The sequence below is a fragment of the Streptococcus himalayensis genome (genome assembly GCF_001708305.1).
GTDB classification, from domain to species: domain Bacteria; phylum Bacillota; class Bacilli; order Lactobacillales; family Streptococcaceae; genus Streptococcus; species Streptococcus himalayensis.
Genome location: NZ_CP016953.1, coordinates 1,076,114 through 1,091,932, shown reverse-complemented (window position 1 = coordinate 1,091,932; position 15,819 = coordinate 1,076,114). Strand labels below are relative to the sequence as shown.

19 protein-coding genes and 2 pseudogenes are annotated in these 15,819 nt (G+C 35.5%); 5 read left to right on the top strand and 16 right to left on the bottom strand.

Annotated features, from left to right (window positions below; translation table 11 throughout):
- Positions 1–152: 152 nt before the first annotated feature.
- From BFM96_RS05195 to BFM96_RS05180, 5 genes are all read right to left on the bottom strand, one after another.
- Positions 153–1,184, bottom strand: coding sequence for a thioredoxin family protein (locus BFM96_RS05195; RefSeq protein WP_068991234.1), 1,032 nt, complete (start codon positions 1,182–1,184; stop codon positions 153–155).
- A 123-nt stretch (positions 1,185–1,307) separates the two neighbouring features.
- The gene (locus BFM96_RS05190) at positions 1,308–2,480 is read right to left on the bottom strand and encodes an ABC transporter permease subunit (RefSeq protein ID WP_068991231.1); all 1,173 of its coding nucleotides are present in this window, start codon (positions 2,478–2,480) and stop codon (positions 1,308–1,310) included.
- Entirely contained in the window at positions 2,477–3,340 is an 864-nt protein-coding gene (locus BFM96_RS05185) for an ABC transporter ATP-binding protein (protein WP_068991227.1), read from the bottom strand. The genes BFM96_RS05190 and BFM96_RS05185 overlap by 4 nt, the downstream gene beginning before the upstream one ends.
- Before the next feature lie 71 nt (positions 3,341–3,411).
- Positions 3,412–3,588 carry a ComC/BlpC family peptide pheromone/bacteriocin gene (locus BFM96_RS11080; protein WP_145939711.1) on the bottom strand — a complete coding sequence of 59 codons (177 nt, stop codon included), beginning with the start codon at positions 3,586–3,588 and terminating at the stop codon, positions 3,412–3,414.
- A gap of 797 nt (positions 3,589–4,385) precedes the next feature.
- Complete coding sequence (locus BFM96_RS05180; RefSeq protein WP_068991225.1) at positions 4,386–4,616, bottom strand: Blp family class II bacteriocin; 231 nt, start codon at positions 4,614–4,616, stop codon at positions 4,386–4,388.
- 295 nt (positions 4,617–4,911) lie between these two features.
- Here BFM96_RS05180 and BFM96_RS11580 point away from each other — a divergent pair.
- Positions 4,912–5,027 (top strand): annotated as a pseudogene (locus tag BFM96_RS11580) (helix-turn-helix domain-containing protein); the annotation flags it as partial.
- Positions 5,028–5,265: 238 nt separating this feature from the next.
- Here the strand turns inward: BFM96_RS11580 and BFM96_RS05175 are convergent.
- The 7 genes and pseudogenes from BFM96_RS05175 to BFM96_RS05150 form a co-directional block, all read right to left on the bottom strand.
- Positions 5,266–5,550 (bottom strand): hypothetical protein, encoded by a 285-nt coding sequence (locus BFM96_RS05175; RefSeq protein WP_223245869.1) that lies wholly within the window; start codon positions 5,548–5,550, stop codon positions 5,266–5,268.
- 93 nt (positions 5,551–5,643) lie between these two features.
- Positions 5,644–5,817: a bacteriocin gene (locus BFM96_RS05170; RefSeq protein WP_068991219.1), complete on the bottom strand. Its 174-nt coding sequence runs from the start codon at positions 5,815–5,817 to the stop codon at positions 5,644–5,646.
- Positions 5,818–6,288: 471 nt separating this feature from the next.
- Positions 6,289–6,435: pseudogene (locus BFM96_RS10845) on the bottom strand (helix-turn-helix domain-containing protein); the annotation flags it as partial.
- A gap of 97 nt (positions 6,436–6,532) precedes the next feature.
- On the bottom strand, positions 6,533–7,141 hold the full coding sequence (locus BFM96_RS05165; protein ID WP_068991216.1) for a CPBP family intramembrane glutamic endopeptidase: 609 nt from the start codon (positions 7,139–7,141) through the stop codon (positions 6,533–6,535).
- Positions 7,142–7,249: 108 nt separating this feature from the next.
- A complete protein-coding gene (locus BFM96_RS05160) occupies positions 7,250–7,450 on the bottom strand; it encodes a hypothetical protein (protein WP_068991213.1) in 201 nt (66 codons plus the stop codon).
- A 9-nt stretch (positions 7,451–7,459) separates the two neighbouring features.
- Positions 7,460–7,666 (bottom strand): hypothetical protein, encoded by a 207-nt coding sequence (locus BFM96_RS05155; protein ID WP_068991210.1) that lies wholly within the window; start codon positions 7,664–7,666, stop codon positions 7,460–7,462.
- 21 nt (positions 7,667–7,687) lie between these two features.
- On the bottom strand, positions 7,688–7,873 hold the full coding sequence (locus tag BFM96_RS05150; protein WP_068991207.1) for a ComC/BlpC family leader-containing pheromone/bacteriocin: 186 nt from the start codon (positions 7,871–7,873) through the stop codon (positions 7,688–7,690).
- A gap of 297 nt (positions 7,874–8,170) precedes the next feature.
- Here BFM96_RS05150 and BFM96_RS05145 point away from each other — a divergent pair, with 297 nt between their 5' ends.
- From BFM96_RS05145 to BFM96_RS10840, 3 genes are all read left to right on the top strand, one after another.
- A complete protein-coding gene (locus tag BFM96_RS05145) occupies positions 8,171–10,324 on the top strand; it encodes a peptide cleavage/export ABC transporter (RefSeq protein WP_068991204.1) in 2,154 nt (717 codons plus the stop codon).
- Between the two features lie 11 nt (positions 10,325–10,335).
- A complete protein-coding gene (locus BFM96_RS05140) occupies positions 10,336–11,688 on the top strand; it encodes a bacteriocin secretion accessory protein (RefSeq protein WP_068991202.1) in 1,353 nt (450 codons plus the stop codon).
- A 102-nt stretch (positions 11,689–11,790) separates the two neighbouring features.
- Complete coding sequence (locus tag BFM96_RS10840; RefSeq protein WP_083201746.1) at positions 11,791–11,949, top strand: ComC/BlpC family leader-containing pheromone/bacteriocin; 159 nt, start codon at positions 11,791–11,793, stop codon at positions 11,947–11,949.
- A gap of 50 nt (positions 11,950–11,999) precedes the next feature.
- On the opposite strand, the gene BFM96_RS05135 is transcribed toward BFM96_RS10840, so the two are convergent.
- Genes BFM96_RS05135 through BFM96_RS05125 form a run of 3 tightly spaced genes read right to left on the bottom strand, consistent with a single transcriptional unit; the run spans position 12,000 to position 14,431 of the window.
- Entirely contained in the window at positions 12,000–13,337 is a 1,338-nt protein-coding gene (locus BFM96_RS05135; protein ID WP_068991199.1) for a sensor histidine kinase, read from the bottom strand.
- 13 nt (positions 13,338–13,350) lie between these two features.
- Positions 13,351–14,088, bottom strand: a complete 738-nt coding sequence (locus BFM96_RS05130; RefSeq protein WP_068991197.1) for a response regulator transcription factor — start codon at positions 14,086–14,088, stop codon at positions 13,351–13,353.
- A 1-nt stretch (position 14,089) separates the two neighbouring features.
- A complete protein-coding gene (locus tag BFM96_RS05125) occupies positions 14,090–14,431 on the bottom strand; it encodes a LytR/AlgR family response regulator transcription factor (protein ID WP_068991194.1) in 342 nt (113 codons plus the stop codon).
- A 198-nt stretch (positions 14,432–14,629) separates the two neighbouring features.
- On the opposite strand from BFM96_RS05125, the gene BFM96_RS11340 reads away from it, so the two are divergent.
- Positions 14,630–15,016, top strand: a complete 387-nt coding sequence (locus tag BFM96_RS11340) for a hypothetical protein (RefSeq protein WP_068991190.1) — start codon at positions 14,630–14,632, stop codon at positions 15,014–15,016.
- 109 nt (positions 15,017–15,125) lie between these two features.
- On the opposite strand, the gene BFM96_RS05115 is transcribed toward BFM96_RS11340, so the two are convergent.
- Positions 15,126–15,815 carry a response regulator transcription factor gene (locus tag BFM96_RS05115; RefSeq protein WP_068991187.1) on the bottom strand — a complete coding sequence of 230 codons (690 nt, stop codon included), beginning with the start codon at positions 15,813–15,815 and terminating at the stop codon, positions 15,126–15,128.
- Positions 15,816–15,819: the final 4 nt, after the last annotated feature.

The following is a 15,819-nucleotide window of genomic DNA, read 5'->3' as shown; positions in this document are numbered from 1 at the left end:
AAAGAGCAATGCTATCCCAAAATCTTTCCAACTAAATCTGTATTTTTTCTTATCCGATTTCTTTTGGTACTATTTCCAAAGCATCACAATTAAACAGGCCGATAACCTTCATAATCTTTTTAAATCTTTTTAAATCTTTGCATAGATTATTCCTATTGATTTCTTTTCATGAAGTATCTCATTCTAATTACAATCAAAGACAGGCAAAGTGCGAGTCCTAAACGGAAAAAATAATTCGAATGTTGCTCACCTGTCTTAGGTAAACTATTCTTTTTGGTCGTTTCTGATGAAGCATTACTGAAAGGCGTGGGTTGTGAGGAGGGAGCTTTTGTTTCCAGATTAGTAACAGAAATTCCTTCTCTTGCACTCCTAACTTCTTTAGAAGAATGAGCAACATCTACAGAAGTAGATACCGATGTTTGAATTTCTTGGTTTTTACTTGCTATTTGATGAGATGATGTAGAGAGAGTGTCAGATACTACTCTTTCTTCCGATAACATTTGTTTCTCACTTTTCTCATCAGTATCCGTCTTCTCCACTATCTCTTCCGTATGTTTATCGGATTCGTTTTCTGATTCTTCTTTTTTAGCGTCATTCTCATTTGGTTGCTCTGGAACTTTACCAAGATAAAGATAATCATAAAGTTGTTGCGGAGTCACTCCTCCACCAACCCAACCAGAAACAGCCTTCCCATTTTTTAGGTACAGTACCGTAGGTGTTCCTGGAATCCCAATTGTTTTAAAGACAAATTCTTTAGCTGTATCATCAAAATCCTCACTGTCAGTATCATAGTATTCCAATCGATTATCAATAATCCGATTAAATTCTTTTAAATCTGTTGAAAATTGGCGGCAATAGTAACAAGTGCCACGACCAAAGTAAAGGGTATGTTCCAGATTATCTTCTGTAAATGCTTGACGAACAGCTTCTATGCCAACTTTTTTGAAATCAGCAACATTAACGGCATACTCCTCAGGCGTTACTTCGATAGGCTCTGCTTCAGCAACTTCTGTATTGTCTGATTGATTAACCTTCTCCTCAGTTGTAGAGTTTTCTGTAACAGAATCAGAAACCTGTGTAGCCCCTATTGACATTTCTTGACTTTCAGCTAATACTACACTAGTTCCAAAGGTAACAAGAACAACTGAACTAAGCAATAGTGCTTTCAATAAATTTTTCTTCATGTGGAAGCTCCTTATATTTTATAAGCTAATTTTACTGGATTTATAGTGGAGAAATTCAGTAAAATCCTAAATGGTATCTATAATATCTTGAACAGATATATATATCACTATCTGCTGCAAAAGCTAGCTCTTCACCTTTCTCACTCCCATATAGGTAAGAAGGATAAGCACTCCTAGACAGAGCAAACGAACCACTGAAATCAACAGGTTATTCATTACAAAGTTATCTAGGAAGAAACCATCGTGACTAGCTAATTTCAAAAGTAAGGTCTCTACGCCATTGGTGGATACAGAAAATAAGGTGAGTAGCTTATTTACGATACCTGACGGAAAGGCTTGTAGTAAAAATTCTATTGCAAAAACAAAACCTGATGAAACTGCAAAAGTCACCATAGACGTTTTCGTCTTGCTAGATATGAAGAATGTAATTCCTAGAATAAAAAGAATACCTATAAAATGATAAATTGCTAACCAACCAAGAATCTCCACTAGATTCATTGCTACGGGAAAGGCTAAGATTGTCGAAAACGGAGTAATCCAATGCAAATTCATCTGCACACTCGTATCCCAGCCACTAAATCCAAAATAAGATGCAAATACCAGAAGAACGACTACGTAAAGTCCTACAAAACTAAGAACTGTAATACTCAAACTTGCAATAAACTTAGCAATGGTCAACTGATTCCTTCCCTTTTTAGTTGTAAGCAATAGACTATCTATTTGCCTTGCTTTATCCTCTGAAAAAACAGCCGAACAGATAAAGACAACAAACAGAATCAGTAGTATAAACCCACTATTTAACACCGTAAATAAATAATCCCACGGAGCAAAGTTACCAAATTTCAACTTATCTAACTCTAAAGCCGAACTAAGCTCTTTTTTCGTTCTTAACCGAACAGCATCAAATGTTGTGGTATCTATTGCATTATTTTGAGCCGCATCATTGATAGCAATTAAATGCTCCCTAGAATCTACAATCAATTCCCCCAAGGCAGACTGAGACACATCATTATAAAATCCTAGAAAACCAAATTCTTTCTTCTCAGCAATATAGTCTTGGAAAATTTGATTAACTAAATCGTCTGTGAGAAAACCAGTGTGTTTCTCTGCTATCTTTTGATTAAGCTCCACTGCTGCATGCCCAGACACACGACCATTAGAACCTCCCGCAATAGGGCTTTTCAAAAAGTACATATAAAACAAGCCTGATAAGCCTAATAATAAAACAACTAGGGCTCCCAAAACTGACTTCTTTTTCAAGAGTTTTTTTAATTCAAAAGGAACAAGTGACATCATAGGAAAGCCCCCTCTCTAAAATAGTACAAATAAAGATCTTCCAAACTTGGTGCGACCGCCTGTGCTGTTGAACTTGGTCTTTCATCACTAACAATCCTTAAAAGCGTACCTTCAGGTAGGACTCGTTCGTTTACGACGACAAACTGTTGGACAAAGTGGTTACGCTGATATTCAGATACCAGTACCTCCCAACTTTTTCCCTCAATTAAGGATAGGAGTTGATTGCCTGAGCCTTTTTCTCTAATTTTCCTGTCTTTTAAAATCAAGATTTCCTTAGCTATCGCTTCTAAGTCTGACACTATATGGGTCGAAAGAATGACAATACGATTGCTAGACAGCTCACTAATGAGATTACGAAAGCGAATCCGTTCCTTAGGATCTAGCCCAACGGTCGGCTCATCCAGAATTAAAATTTTAGGATTGCCAAGAAGAGACTGGGCAATACCTAACCGTTGCTTCATACCACCTGAGTAAGAAGCAATTTTTTTCTTTTTAACATCTGATAAGCCAACTAAGTCTAACAACTTTTCAGACTCTTTCTTAGCCTCATGTTTCTTCATTCCTTTCAAATCCGCCAAATAAAGCAGAAAATCTAAGCCAGTAAAGCTAGGATAGTAAGAAAAATGTTGCGGCAAAAAGCCTAGATACTGATAGTAGTCTGGTGACTGTGGTTTCCCATTAAAGAAAATCTCCCCTTTACTGGACTTGAGTAAACGGCAAATTATATTTAACAGTGTTGTTTTCCCAGCTCCATTAGGTCCTAGAAGCCCATAAACACCTTCTGTCAATTCTAGAGAAATGTCCTCAAGGACCTTCTTGTCATCATAAGATTTGGAAATATGTTTGAGTTCTAATCGCATTGTACGGTCCTTTCTACAAAATAGGCCAGCATAAAACACTGGCCCATCACTTACTAAACTAACGATCTTTATTAATCATGATAGACAGAGCAAATCGTGCCCGGATAATTAATCATATGGGCGTTAGCATTATCCTGAGCACTTCTATGGAACAAATGCCAAGCACTTACAGTTCCGTCATTGCAACGCCAGCGAAAGCCAATTCCACCTTGCACAATCATCATTTCTTCTTCAGTCAATTTTTTCATGATATTTTCCTCCAATAAATTTTCTAGTCTACCCTTTTTAAAGGTAGTGTTAGTGTTTTAACAATAGTTTCACCTTACTTAAATAATCGATAGTACTAACTATCAGGGTTCATAAGAACATGATAACCATCTCCTCTCGTAGTTGTTTAATATCTACCCAATATGATTTTTCTGTCTCGTTGCAACTTTGACAAGTTTAGTATATCATCTTCTTTAAAATATTTTTTACCATTTCCTGAACAGTCATTGAAACTTCCAAAATGGGAAAAATTCCCGTTTAATACTGAAAGTCAATCATTCAAGAATAATGGTGAGAATAATTCCTAATTCCTAATTTATCATTCGAGACATTTGGATAACCATGTAAGATTTAAAACTCCCTTGTTCTCTGAAAGGGAATAGTTCACTTTAGTATCTAGCTTTTAGGGAGAATTTCAAAAATAAAAAACGAAAGATAATAATTCTTCGAAATACAAAGAATGCTTATCTTTCGTCTTCGTTAACTAATTACTAGTTTTTTTGCATTTAGATTATCGATTTTTTCAATAAATTCCCCCAAAACTGGTATCAGAAAAATCACTTTTCTAAAATAATTTTTTTATATTAGTATATAGTAATAATAAAAAACAGGAAAATCCAATAATATTCAAAGTGAAGAGCAGTGGAGTTAACTCTCTAAAAAAATTAAATACTGATACTATAAGAAATCCTGAGGTTACAATAGTGGCAACTACTCTTTTATTATCCATAATGATCACCATGCTTCCATAATCTCATTGGATAGATTATGGAAGATTTTAACAAAAAGTTGCTGCTCCAGTAGCTGCTCCACCCCAAAAACCAGCAGCAGCTCCAGACACAGTACCAAAAATAGGTAACGTAACAGTTCCTGCAGCACTGCCAACAACTCCTCCAGTTAGTGCTCCTCCAACTGTACCAAGTCCACACTTAATCCAACCACCACCTTCAACAGTTTCAAGCAATTCAATGTCTAGAAGTTCAAATTGTGAGTTAGTCTGTGTATTCATATCGAATACCTCCTTCTATAATTATTTTTATTTTGTCTCATTGCAACTTCGACAAGTTTAGTATATCATCTTCTTTAAAATATTTTTTACCATTTCCTGAACAGTCATTTAACTTTCTTAAACAAAAAAATTTTTTCGTTTAAGAGGGTAAAGCGACTGTGCAAGAATTCTTTATTAAGACAAGTCAAACTATTTTTCAAAAGTTCTAAAATGAAGTTAGCCACTCAAGGGTATAAAAAACATCTCAGAGAGATATAATTGTCATCACCACAACAACAATTAGAAAGACTCTGAGATGCAAAACCATTATACACCAAAAGGAAACAGTTAACACTAGCTGAACGTAGAATGATTGAACGTTGGCTTCAAGAAGGGTTCTCAAATCGTGAAATCGCTAAGAGATTGGATAAAAATACTGAAAAATATAAAACAAATAATTGAAATAATCAAACGACAACTATTTTTTAAAACGCTCAATATCACAATCTAATTCCCCTAACACTTACCTCTATATTCCTTTTTATTAAATCCATCAAAGAATAAGCAAATTCCAGCAGCAAATTCATTGCTACACCTAGACCGTCACTTGCAATCCTCCATCAATCATTCCTACAGGGCAGTGCCAACCCAAGCCATTCTTTGTTATGCTTTATGGACATGGAACTGGCGAAGCAGGATTCCAAGAACTTTTTGGAATACAGGTAGGAGAAACATAGGGACCTGGCTTAATCATTCCAGATATCCTTTTTATACTTCCCCACGTAATACAACCTACATCTAAAAAGAAACAATCATCTCCACCAATAATCATTCCTAATCCCTCTTCATTCAAAATATGATAATGCTTAATTTTCATCCTTTTCTTCAATTCTTTTTGCAAATCTAATATAAATCCCAACTGCAGCAATAAATAGTATAAAAAATATAACATCATACCCAATCCAGTTTCTTAAAGGATATAATATGGTGCTCATTACAATCCATAATAGAATAATAATAAATGCCTTTTTCATGCCACTATCCTTTCCTATACATGAATACAAAACCACTGATTAGGATTTCTTCGACATTGATTTGTCAAATCTTCAATCCCAGCATCAATAGTTCTCCCTATAACATAACTTCCAGCTACTGTCCAAAATAAGGCATCATCAATGCCCAATATCCCACCTTCAACAATTGCCAGTTTTTCAGCTTCCAACTTATTAAAAGTTTTCCATTGTTTTCGTAGTCATATCAACCATCTCCTTCTATAATTATGTTTGTTTTGTCTCATTCAACTTTGACAAGTTTAGTATAGCACGATAAAAACATATTTTATTTTCATCATAAAATATAGTTTTTCAAAAATTTTCAAGAGTTTAATACTCAGTGAAAATCAAAATTAGCATTTTTGAAATTTACCTATATAGTTTAGTCGGAAACTAGCTATTTTTTTACTATCCGTTGCATTTGCTGGAAAAGCATCCTATTTGACTCACTTATCCTGCTCTATTTTATATCAAAAAATGACTAGTTATAGGTATGTACCGCCTCTCCCAAAAAAAGTTAGACCAAAATCTAACAATAGGGAGGCCGGTATTTTTATGGCTTGAATTGTCAAATTAAGTGCATTTCTTCTTCATAAAATACCTCATAAGGTGTTCTCCAGTTAAGACATTTTCTCGGTCTATTGTTTAACTTGTCTGACAATCCCACGCTTGAGTTCACGATAGATGGTAGAGCGATTTCGACTCAAACGTTTCGCAATTTCAGCTGGTTTCAATCCTTCTGAAATATGGTGATAGGCTTGTTTTGTGGTAGAATGATTGGCGGACATGTTCTTATTTCCTTTATACTTTATTTAGCGACTTTAGTATATCAGATGAACATATCTTCTCTGTTGCGCTTCATTTTACAACGCGGTTTTTTTCTTTTTATATGAGAGACAAAAAAACAATAAAGCTGTTATAGCTTATATGGCATAAAATAGGAACTAGTAGATTATCGCTTAGTTTGTAAGAAACTCCATAAATTAATCCCGATATTGCATAATATAAAAATGATACCGCATCAAAAGGACTATGTAAATAGGAGAATAAGCCAGAGGTAAATACTATGCCTAACCAAGAATTTTGAAAAGTTCCTTTTTGAACACATCCTCTTAGACATAATTCTTCCTCAATAGGAGAAAAAATAGCAACAGATAGTATAAAAGAAAAACTATACCCATCGTTTCTTTTATCGACGAAAGCACTCGAAGCACCCGATGATACTTTAAAGATACTTGTGTATATATAAAGAAATACTATATCCAAAATAACAAATATCAAAATCTGAAATAACTGTTTTTTTTCTAACCTACTAAAAGTAACTACTTTATCCTCCTGCATATATTTTATACAGAGGAATAAGAAAATAATACAAAAAATAATAAACAACATTTCATTAGCATGATAGTTCCCTTGATTGATAAGAAATCTTATCAATCCAAATATCATAGGTAAAATCACTCCTAACGTGAAATATTTTCCTCTCTCTAGCATATCTTACTCTTTCTGCTAAACTCGTATTTATAAAATTGGAGTAACCAATGTTTAACCTTGTTTCAAGTCAAATATTGGTTACCCCTATATTTATATTGTCATTCAATATTACCTACACGGTAAAACTGGTGCTGGATACGCGGGACCATATTCATAGCATATAGGTTGTGGTGCTGGATTTCCATGAGGATGAGTTAGCCACTCTTCAAACTTAGCCCATAAAGTATCAGTATGTAAAAAAGAGTGATAATTATCTCCGCCATATACTTGCTCTAATTCATACACTTCAATATTTTCAAATTTTTCCATTTTCTTCTCCTATCGACATGGCAAAACTGGTGCAGGATATGCAGGACCATATTCATAACACATAGGCAGTGGTGCTGGTTGACCAGAAGGTCTATGAGCTAGCCACCTTCCGATTCTATCACCAAATTCAATAAAATTAGGTATATCACCCCAAGGTGTTCCAGCACCTTGAACGCTTTCCAACATCAAATCTGACAATTGTTCAAATTTTTCCATTCTTAGTTCCTCCCCTTAAAATTAAGGTAATTTAGTACAATACCAATGCTTTCCATTATCCATAATACATTTTTCATCAGTATAGCCAGCTACAATACCATAAACAACACCTGCTGCAGGGACAGCCCACCATACCAAGCCTCCTTCTACAGTACGAAGTGTATCATCATCAATTAATTCAAACTGAGCAATATTTTTTTTATTCATTAATAATTCCTCACTTGCTTTTTAACTATTTTGTCTTGTTGCAACCTTGACAAGTTTAGTATAGCACCTTCTTTAAAAATTTTTTTGCCATTTCCTGAACAGTCATTTAACTTTCCTAAACAGGAAAAATTTTCCGTTTTGAGAGGATAAAGCGACTGTGCAGGAATTCTTTTTTAAACAAGTTAAAATATTTTTTCCATTCGAGACGTTTCAATAACCATTTAAGATTTAAAGCTTCCTTGCTTAGCTGTTCATGACATAATAGACTTGTAAATGAACACGAAAGGACTTATACAAATGACATCCTATAAACGAACATTTGTCCCACAGATTGATGCTAGGGACTGTGGTGTCGCTGCTTTAGCTTCTATCGCAAGATTCTACGGTTCGAACTATTCTCTAGCCCACTTGAGAGAGCTAGCAAAAACGAATAAGGAAGGGACGACTGCTCTTGGGATTGTAAAAGCCGCTAATGAGATGGGATTTGAAACAAGGGCTATTCAAGCAGATATGACTCTGTTTGATATGGAAGATGTACCTTATCCCTTTATCGTCCATGTCAATAAGGAGGGTAGACTCCAACACTACTATGTCGTCTATCAAGCAAAAAAAGACCATCTGATCATCGGTGACCCTGATCCGACAGTTAAGATCACGAAGATGACTAAAGAACGCTTTGCTACCGAATGGACAGGGGTTGCCATTTTTCTAGCCCCTGAAGCAAGCTATAAGCCGCATAAAGATAAAAAGAACGGACTATTGAGTTTTCTTCCTTTAATTTTTAAACAGAGCTCTCTTATCTTCTATATTGTACTAGCAAGTCTCCTAGTCACTCTCATCAATATTAGCGGTTCTTACTATATTCAAGGAATTTTAGATGAATATATTCCTAATCAGATGAAGTCCACTTTAGGAATTATCTCTATTGGCTTGATTGTCACCTATATTCTCCAGCAGATGATGAGTTTCTCTCGAGATTATCTTCTCACTGTATTGAGTCAGAGACTAAGTATTGATGTCATTCTATCTTATATCCGACACATCTTTGAATTACCCATGTCCTTTTTTGCCACACGGCGGACAGGGGAAGTGATCTCCCGCTTTACAGATGCCAACTCCATCATTGACGCTTTAGCATCCACCATCCTATCCCTCTTTCTGGATGTCTCTATCCTCATCATCGTTGGCAGTGTCCTGCTGGTACAAAATACCAATCTTTTTTTACTATCACTGATTTCCGTCCCTATCTACATTGCCATTATTTTCATCTTTATGAAACCATTTGAAAAGATGAATCACGACGTTATGCAAAGCAATTCCATGGTCAGCTCAGCTATTATTGAAGATATTAACGGTATCGAAACCATCAAGTCATTAACTAGCGAAGAAAGTCGCTACCAGAAAATTGACAGCGAGTTCGTTGACTATCTAGATAAGTCCTTTAGATTAAGTAAGTACTCTATCCTACAAGGAACTCTAAAACAAGGAGCTCAATTAATCCTTAATACGGGTATTCTCTGGTTTGGAGCTAGATTAGCAATGGATAACTCTATTTCTATTGGTCAACTAATTACCTTCAATACACTGCTCAGCTATTTTACCCATCCTCTGGAAAATATCATCAACCTTCAAACAAAACTACAATCTGCAAAAGTAGCTAATAATCGTCTCAACGAAGTTTATTTGGTTGAATCAGAATTTAGCGATAGTCAGACACTAACAGATAGCCAATTTCTTTCTGGTGATATTCAGTTTGAAGACCTTTCCTACAAATATGGTTTTGGTCGTGACACCTTATCAGACATCAATCTGACAATCAAAAAAGGCGACAAGGTGAGTCTCGTAGGGATTAGTGGTTCAGGAAAGACGACTTTAGCTAAAATGATTGTCAACTTCTTTGAACCCTACAAAGGACGCATCACCATTAACAATAACGACCTCAAAATGGTGGATAAAAAAGTATTGCGAAAACATATCAGCTACCTCCCTCAACAAGCCTATATCTTTAGCGGTTCTGTTTTAGAGAATTTGACCTTGGGTGCTAATCAGATGATTCGTCAAGAAGATATTTTAAGGGCTTGTGAAATTGCAGAGATCCGCCATGACATCGAACAGATGCCTATGGGCTATCAAACAGAACTCTCTGACGGAGCAGGTCTGTCCGGTGGTCAAAAACAACGGATTGCCCTAGCCAGGGCTCTTCTCACCAAAGCTTCTGTTCTCATACTCGATGAAGCGACAAGCGGTCTTGATGTCCTGACAGAAAAAAAGGTGATTGATAACCTGATGACGATGACTGATAAAACCATTATTTTTGTAGCTCATCGACTTAGCATTTCTGAGCGAACCAATCAGGTCATTGTCCTTGACCAAGGAAAAATTATTGAGACTGGCTCTCATCAGGAACTAATGGCTAAGCAAGGCTTCTACCATCATTTATTTAGTAAGTAAGGAGATGCTCCATGAATCCAAATCTGTTTAAAAGCGCTGAATTTTATCAACGACGTTACCACAACTTTGCGACACTCCTGATTATTCCTTTAATCTTGTTAGCTAGCTTTCTAGTAATTTTTTCGCTATTTGCCAAGAAGGAAGTCACTGTCACCTCACGAGGAGAAATTACTCCGACAAAGATTATCGCTTCCATTCAATCAACCAGCAATAACACCATTCTTACCAATAATCTAGCAAATAATCAGCTAGTCAAAAAAGATGAGGTCATCATCAAATACTCTGAAACCATGGAAAGCTCTCAAAAGCAGGCTATAGAGACGCAATTAGCCCTCCTTCAGCGACAAAAAACTGGACTTGAAACGCTCAAATCCAGTTTAGAGCAGGGTACAAATCTTTTTTCAGGAGATGATGAATTTGGCTATGTCAATACGTTTCATAACTTTATCACACAATCGCAAGATATCGAACTTGGTATCTCGAAAGTCAATACGGAAGTGAACAATCAAGCTGCTATCGCTAGTAATACTGTCGCAGCAATCGACAATCAGATCAACGCAATCCATCAGCAAATCTCCGAATACGAGGAGCTTCGCCAAGCAATTACCAATCAAACTCCTAGCTTATCAGTAGGCAATCCTCACCAAGCTACTCTGAATACTTACTTGTCTCAAGCCCAAAATCCAGCTACAGTAGATCAGTACATCTCACAAATCAATCAAAGTATTTCTAGTCTTGAAAATTCCATTGCTAGTCTCAATATTCAACGTGCAGGTACTGGAAGTATCTCTACTTATGATACTAGTTTGGGAACAAAAATCGAAGTTCTCCGAACTCAGTTCCTACAAACAGCTTCTCAGCAGCTCACAACTGTCGAAAATCAAATCACCGATCTAAAATCTCAGCTTGAACAAGCAACTGTTCGATTGGATAGCAATACCATCAAAGCTCCAGAAACAGGAATTATCCATTTCAATAGTGAATTTGAAGGCAAAAACCTTATTCCAAACGGCAGTGAAATCGCTCAAATTTATCCAAATATTAGTGAAACAAGAGAAGTTCTCATTAGCTACTATGTTCCTTCAGAATATGTCTCATTACTTGAAAAAAATCAGATTGTTCGTCTCAGCCTTGAGAAAATCGGGAATCAAACAATCACTATTACTGGAAATATCCAATCCATTGATAAGACTGCTACCAAAACAGAACAAGGAAATCTCTTTGAGATTACAGCATTAGCGAAACTTCCTGATAAGGATAGTATACTTATCCAATACGGCTTGCAAGGGCGTGTGACCAGCGTTATTGACAAAAAAACTTACTTTGATTACTATAAGGATAAAATCTTACATCATTCTCAATAAATTCGCCATTCAGGAAATTTCAAAGACTATTCCAGAAGTAGGCACACAATTGATACACTTTTGATTATAATAAAATAAAAATTATATAAAGGAGGTCCTAAAATGGACAAGAAACAAACACTAACACAATTTCCTGAACTAACCTGTTCTGAACTTCATCACATCTCTGGCGGTAATTGGTGGACGGATGTTTTAAATGGATTTAGACAAATATCCGAAATAAAATTAACTGGAGATATTAACAAACATCAGCTAGGATAAAGTACATTGAAAAGGCATAGAGATTACCCTATGCTTTTTCAATTTATAGCTTACTCAAGACCGATTTCTAAAATTTGGCAGAAAGTGTAATCCTGACTGGTCGTATTAAGGGAGGTGAGGGGATAATGTTCGAGTATTTTCATCACATTATATAGTCCAACTCCTCTATTACTACCTTTTGAACTGGTTCCAAAAGAATAGATTTCTGAGGTATCAATCACTTCTTCTTTAATGGAATTTTCAATAATCAACATCTGTTTATCATCGACCTGCAATAAGGCAATATTAATCTTAGGCACAGTAGTGCCTATTGCTGCATCAATAGCATTATCTAACAATATCGAAGTAATGGTGATAAAATCAACCAACTCCATGCCTCTTGGCTCAAAAACTTCAGGGACTTCTAGAATGACTGATATGTTATTCTCACTAGCCTGCATAAACTTTGCCGCTAACAGACTTTTTAAGGCTGAGTTTGGAATATTCATCAAGCGACCAATATCATATTTCTGATTCCGCAATCTTTTATGAGAGTCCTTTAATACAGTTTCATAAATTTCCTTGATTTGAGAAATATTATCATCCTCAATACTTAACCGCAAGGTCGTCAACAGATTTGCATAATCGTGTCGAAATCCTCTCACCTCTCGATAAAGCTCTTCGACATGATGACTGTAATTTTCCATATTACTCAGCTGTAACGCTTGTTGGAGTTGCAATTTCTTTTGCAATTTTTCTCTTACATGCCTATCTAATTGCTTGATAAGGCCCATAAAAAGCACCAGATAAGCTACTAAAATCAACCTACGATAATCAATAGTCATTATTCCTTCATCATACTCTAAATAGGTTAAAAATTGCATCAAGACATAATAAATAACCATAGCCCAATTTGTGCGGTAGAGCACTCGCTGATCTTTCAAGTCAATCAGACTGGTTTGTAATTTTCTAAAATCATACTGTGACCATTTTAGAAAAAGAAAGACAAACACTAGACTTAGAAAAGCACTAAAATAATAAAGACTATCATTTAATGGTGAAATCTTTCCTTGCTCCAACAAAGATAAAATAAAGTAAGAATTAACACGATGAAAGAGATTCCACAAAGTAAGCGGAAAAAGACCGTAGAAGATAAGCAATGTTTTAGGCAGTGGCTTCAAAAACACAAAAGATAGTAATAAATAATATAGTGGTAGGTCTAAATAATCCAACAAATTATTTGGCATCACCTGCTTCACAGTTGCTAAGATAACTGCTATTAAGACGCGAAGAGCCAGTGCTATGAAAATAGATCGTGAAGAAAATCGGATACGATTGATAGCGAAAAATAAGACGATGACTAAACCATTAGATAGAATAGCTTCGATAAGGTACGGAATAATCTTCATAAATCCTCCTCAATTAGTGTAGATGCTCAATCGATGACAAGATTCCCTCCATCTTTTGTCGTGCAATCAAACAACTTGCTCCATTAGGAAAATAGAGAAGTTTAGCCTGCCTGTCCACTTTGACAACATTCTTAGGATTGATAGCAAATGAACGATGACATTGCACTAACCTCTTCTCCTGTTTTAGAATATCTGATAAGCTCGCGGTAAATTCCATTCGGTCAGTCTTGGTATAGAGAATAACTCGATGAGGACGTGGAGAAGTCTCTATATAATAGACGTCTTCAAAAGGATATTGAACCTGAGCATATTTCGATTTGAAATAAAAGGAATCATCAGCTATTGTTTTACCCTCCTTACTTTTTGCATAGAGTAGAGCTGCTTCAATGCGAGATTCAAATTCACTAGCAGATAATTCTTTATCGATATAATCCAATGCCGATACTTGATAACGAAATGATAACGGCATAAACTCAGAGTGAGTTGTTACAAACACAATAATTGCATAGGGATCAATTGCTCGAATCTGTTTAGCAACTTGAAGACCTTTGAGTTCTTCTGACTTTATCTCAATATCCAAAAAAAATACCTGATGCGAACCTCTCTGGTGAATGGAATGAATCAACTGATCAGGCTTTCCAAAAATATCAAAATACGTTGGCTCAATCTGATGTTTCTCTAGTAATGTTTCAATCACTTGCTCAAGTCGGGTTTGTTGCCTAAAATCATCTTCCAATACAAATATATCCATACTAAAAATCTCCTTTATTGAGCCATTGTTCTACCAAATGTTGATAACGACGTCTAGAAAACCGAACTTGACGCTCTCCCTCATTTCCAATAAGAATCGTCTTATCTTGGAGATTAATCTCAGTCACTTTTGAAATATTCACTAAACAATTTCTATGACATCTAACAAAATATTCTGAATATAGGCTTTCTATATTTTGAAGTTTCTCTAAAATAGCATAGGTCTTTTTTTTAGTCACAATTTCAATATAGTGTGGTTTTTCTGGATGTGACTTTATATAATAAACATCAGCTATCCTCACCTTCATCGCATGTTGCTTTGTTTTAATCATCATAAAATTCATTGGTTTCCCTCCTTTTGATCAAAGAATATCACAAAACCAATGATCCATTTGTCCTCAATCCCAAATGGTAATCGAAACATCCTGAATGGCAAGTCATTTCCTATTTAAGAAAATTTAATAACCATTCAGGAAATACCCTATAAGACTAACTAAAATAATGATAAACTAATACATACTAAACTTTGGAAAGGAATAGTTATGATTGAAATTTTTCCAAATTCTTTGATTAGTTTCTTTATTGCTTTAATAACTAAAATATATCTATTAAGTAAAAGAAAATATCGTGACATCAAGATTTCTCTTTATTATCATCCCTATAAATCTCATATTCCTACTACCTATTTTATCATAAAATCAATGTTTTTATCAGCAAATCAGCTGAATTTGTATTTACAAGATATACGAGCTCATTCAGAACTTGCAAATATTATCATCATTGGAAGTCACATCAACTATGAAGAACTTTTCAGAAATCATTATCGAGTGTTTGGAGTCATTGATACCACAGAAAATAAATCTCTAAAGTTTATTAGAAATCAAATTCATTTCTATTTAGACAGTCTATATGGTTCAAAGAACGTGTAAAGCTGCAAATTATTTGGTTTAGCTCAACCATTTCATCCTATAAATCTAAATCAATATAAAAAGAGCTAGGAACTTTTGTCCTAGACTCTCAATCATATTTTAATCGGAGCTAATCCTGCATGCTGTAGCCTACCCCACGAATGGTTTTGATGTAACTTTTCTGATTAGGAACATCAATCTTCCCACGAAGGTAACGGATATAGACATCAACGACATTGGTTTCAGCTGTACTTTCGTATTTCCAAACCCGCTCCAGCAATTGCTCTCTGGTCATGACTTGCTTACTTCCCATAAGGGTCGCTAGTAAATCATATTCTCTGCGGGTTAAAACAATGACCTCGTCTCCTCTATAAACCAGATGATTTTCAACATCAAGCCGTAAATTCCGATAGGAAGTTGGGATTTTCATTTGGCTACAATGCTGGTCAATGAAGTCACGACCACGGAAAATGGCAGAAATTTTATCAATCAAATCATTCACGATGAAAGGCTTGACCAGGTAAGAAACCGCAAATCGTTGGATATTTTCTAAATGCTGAGGCAGAGTTTCTCGCTCTTCCATGACGATAATCACGCTCGCAGGTTTTATCAGGCTAAGGCTTTCTGCGAACTCTTCACCAGTCATATCTAGCAAATCATAATTAAGCAAGAGCAAATCATAAGTATTTTCTTTGGCAAGGTGCAAACCTTTTTGCCCTGTCTCACAGCGATCAATCTGATAGGCTTCCTTTTGCAACTCTAACGCTAGGAATCGTGCTAAATTTGTTTCATGTTCAATTAATAAAATCCGCTTTCCCATAGGC

Excerpts from the sequence above, each read along its gene's own strand:
- BFM96_RS05195 (WP_068991234.1), bottom strand. The coding sequence starts at position 1,184 with ATGAAGAAAAATTTATTGAAAGCACTATTGCTTAGTTCAGTTGTTCTT.
- BFM96_RS05190 (WP_068991231.1), bottom strand. The coding sequence starts at position 2,480 with ATGATGTCACTTGTTCCTTTTGAATTAAAAAAACTCTTGAAAAAGAAG.
- BFM96_RS05185 (WP_068991227.1), bottom strand. The coding sequence starts at position 3,340 with ATGCGATTAGAACTCAAACATATTTCCAAATCTTATGATGACAAGAAG.
- BFM96_RS11080 (WP_145939711.1), bottom strand. The coding sequence starts at position 3,588 with ATGAAAAAATTGACTGAAGAAGAAATGATGATTGTGCAAGGTGGAATT.
- BFM96_RS05180 (WP_068991225.1), bottom strand. The coding sequence starts at position 4,616 with ATGAATACACAGACTAACTCACAATTTGAACTTCTAGACATTGAATTG.
- BFM96_RS05175 (WP_223245869.1), bottom strand. The coding sequence starts at position 5,550 with ATGATGTTATATTTTTTATACTATTTATTGCTGCAGTTGGGATTTATA.
- BFM96_RS05165 (WP_068991216.1), bottom strand. The coding sequence starts at position 7,141 with ATGCTAGAGAGAGGAAAATATTTCACGTTAGGAGTGATTTTACCTATG.
- BFM96_RS05160 (WP_068991213.1), bottom strand. The coding sequence starts at position 7,450 with ATGGAAAAATTTGAAAATATTGAAGTGTATGAATTAGAGCAAGTATAT.
- BFM96_RS05155 (WP_068991210.1), bottom strand. The coding sequence starts at position 7,666 with ATGGAAAAATTTGAACAATTGTCAGATTTGATGTTGGAAAGCGTTCAA.
- BFM96_RS05150 (WP_068991207.1), bottom strand. The coding sequence starts at position 7,873 with ATGAATAAAAAAAATATTGCTCAGTTTGAATTAATTGATGATGATACA.
- BFM96_RS05145 (WP_068991204.1), top strand. The coding sequence starts at position 8,171 with ATGACATCCTATAAACGAACATTTGTCCCACAGATTGATGCTAGGGAC.
- BFM96_RS05140 (WP_068991202.1), top strand. The coding sequence starts at position 10,336 with ATGAATCCAAATCTGTTTAAAAGCGCTGAATTTTATCAACGACGTTAC.
- BFM96_RS10840 (WP_083201746.1), top strand. The coding sequence starts at position 11,791 with ATGGACAAGAAACAAACACTAACACAATTTCCTGAACTAACCTGTTCT.
- BFM96_RS05135 (WP_068991199.1), bottom strand. The coding sequence starts at position 13,337 with ATGAAGATTATTCCGTACCTTATCGAAGCTATTCTATCTAATGGTTTA.
- BFM96_RS05130 (WP_068991197.1), bottom strand. The coding sequence starts at position 14,088 with ATGGATATATTTGTATTGGAAGATGATTTTAGGCAACAAACCCGACTT.
- BFM96_RS05125 (WP_068991194.1), bottom strand. The coding sequence starts at position 14,431 with ATGAATTTTATGATGATTAAAACAAAGCAACATGCGATGAAGGTGAGG.
- BFM96_RS11340 (WP_068991190.1), top strand. The coding sequence starts at position 14,630 with ATGATTGAAATTTTTCCAAATTCTTTGATTAGTTTCTTTATTGCTTTA.
- BFM96_RS05115 (WP_068991187.1), bottom strand. The coding sequence starts at position 15,815 with ATGGGAAAGCGGATTTTATTAATTGAACATGAAACAAATTTAGCACGA.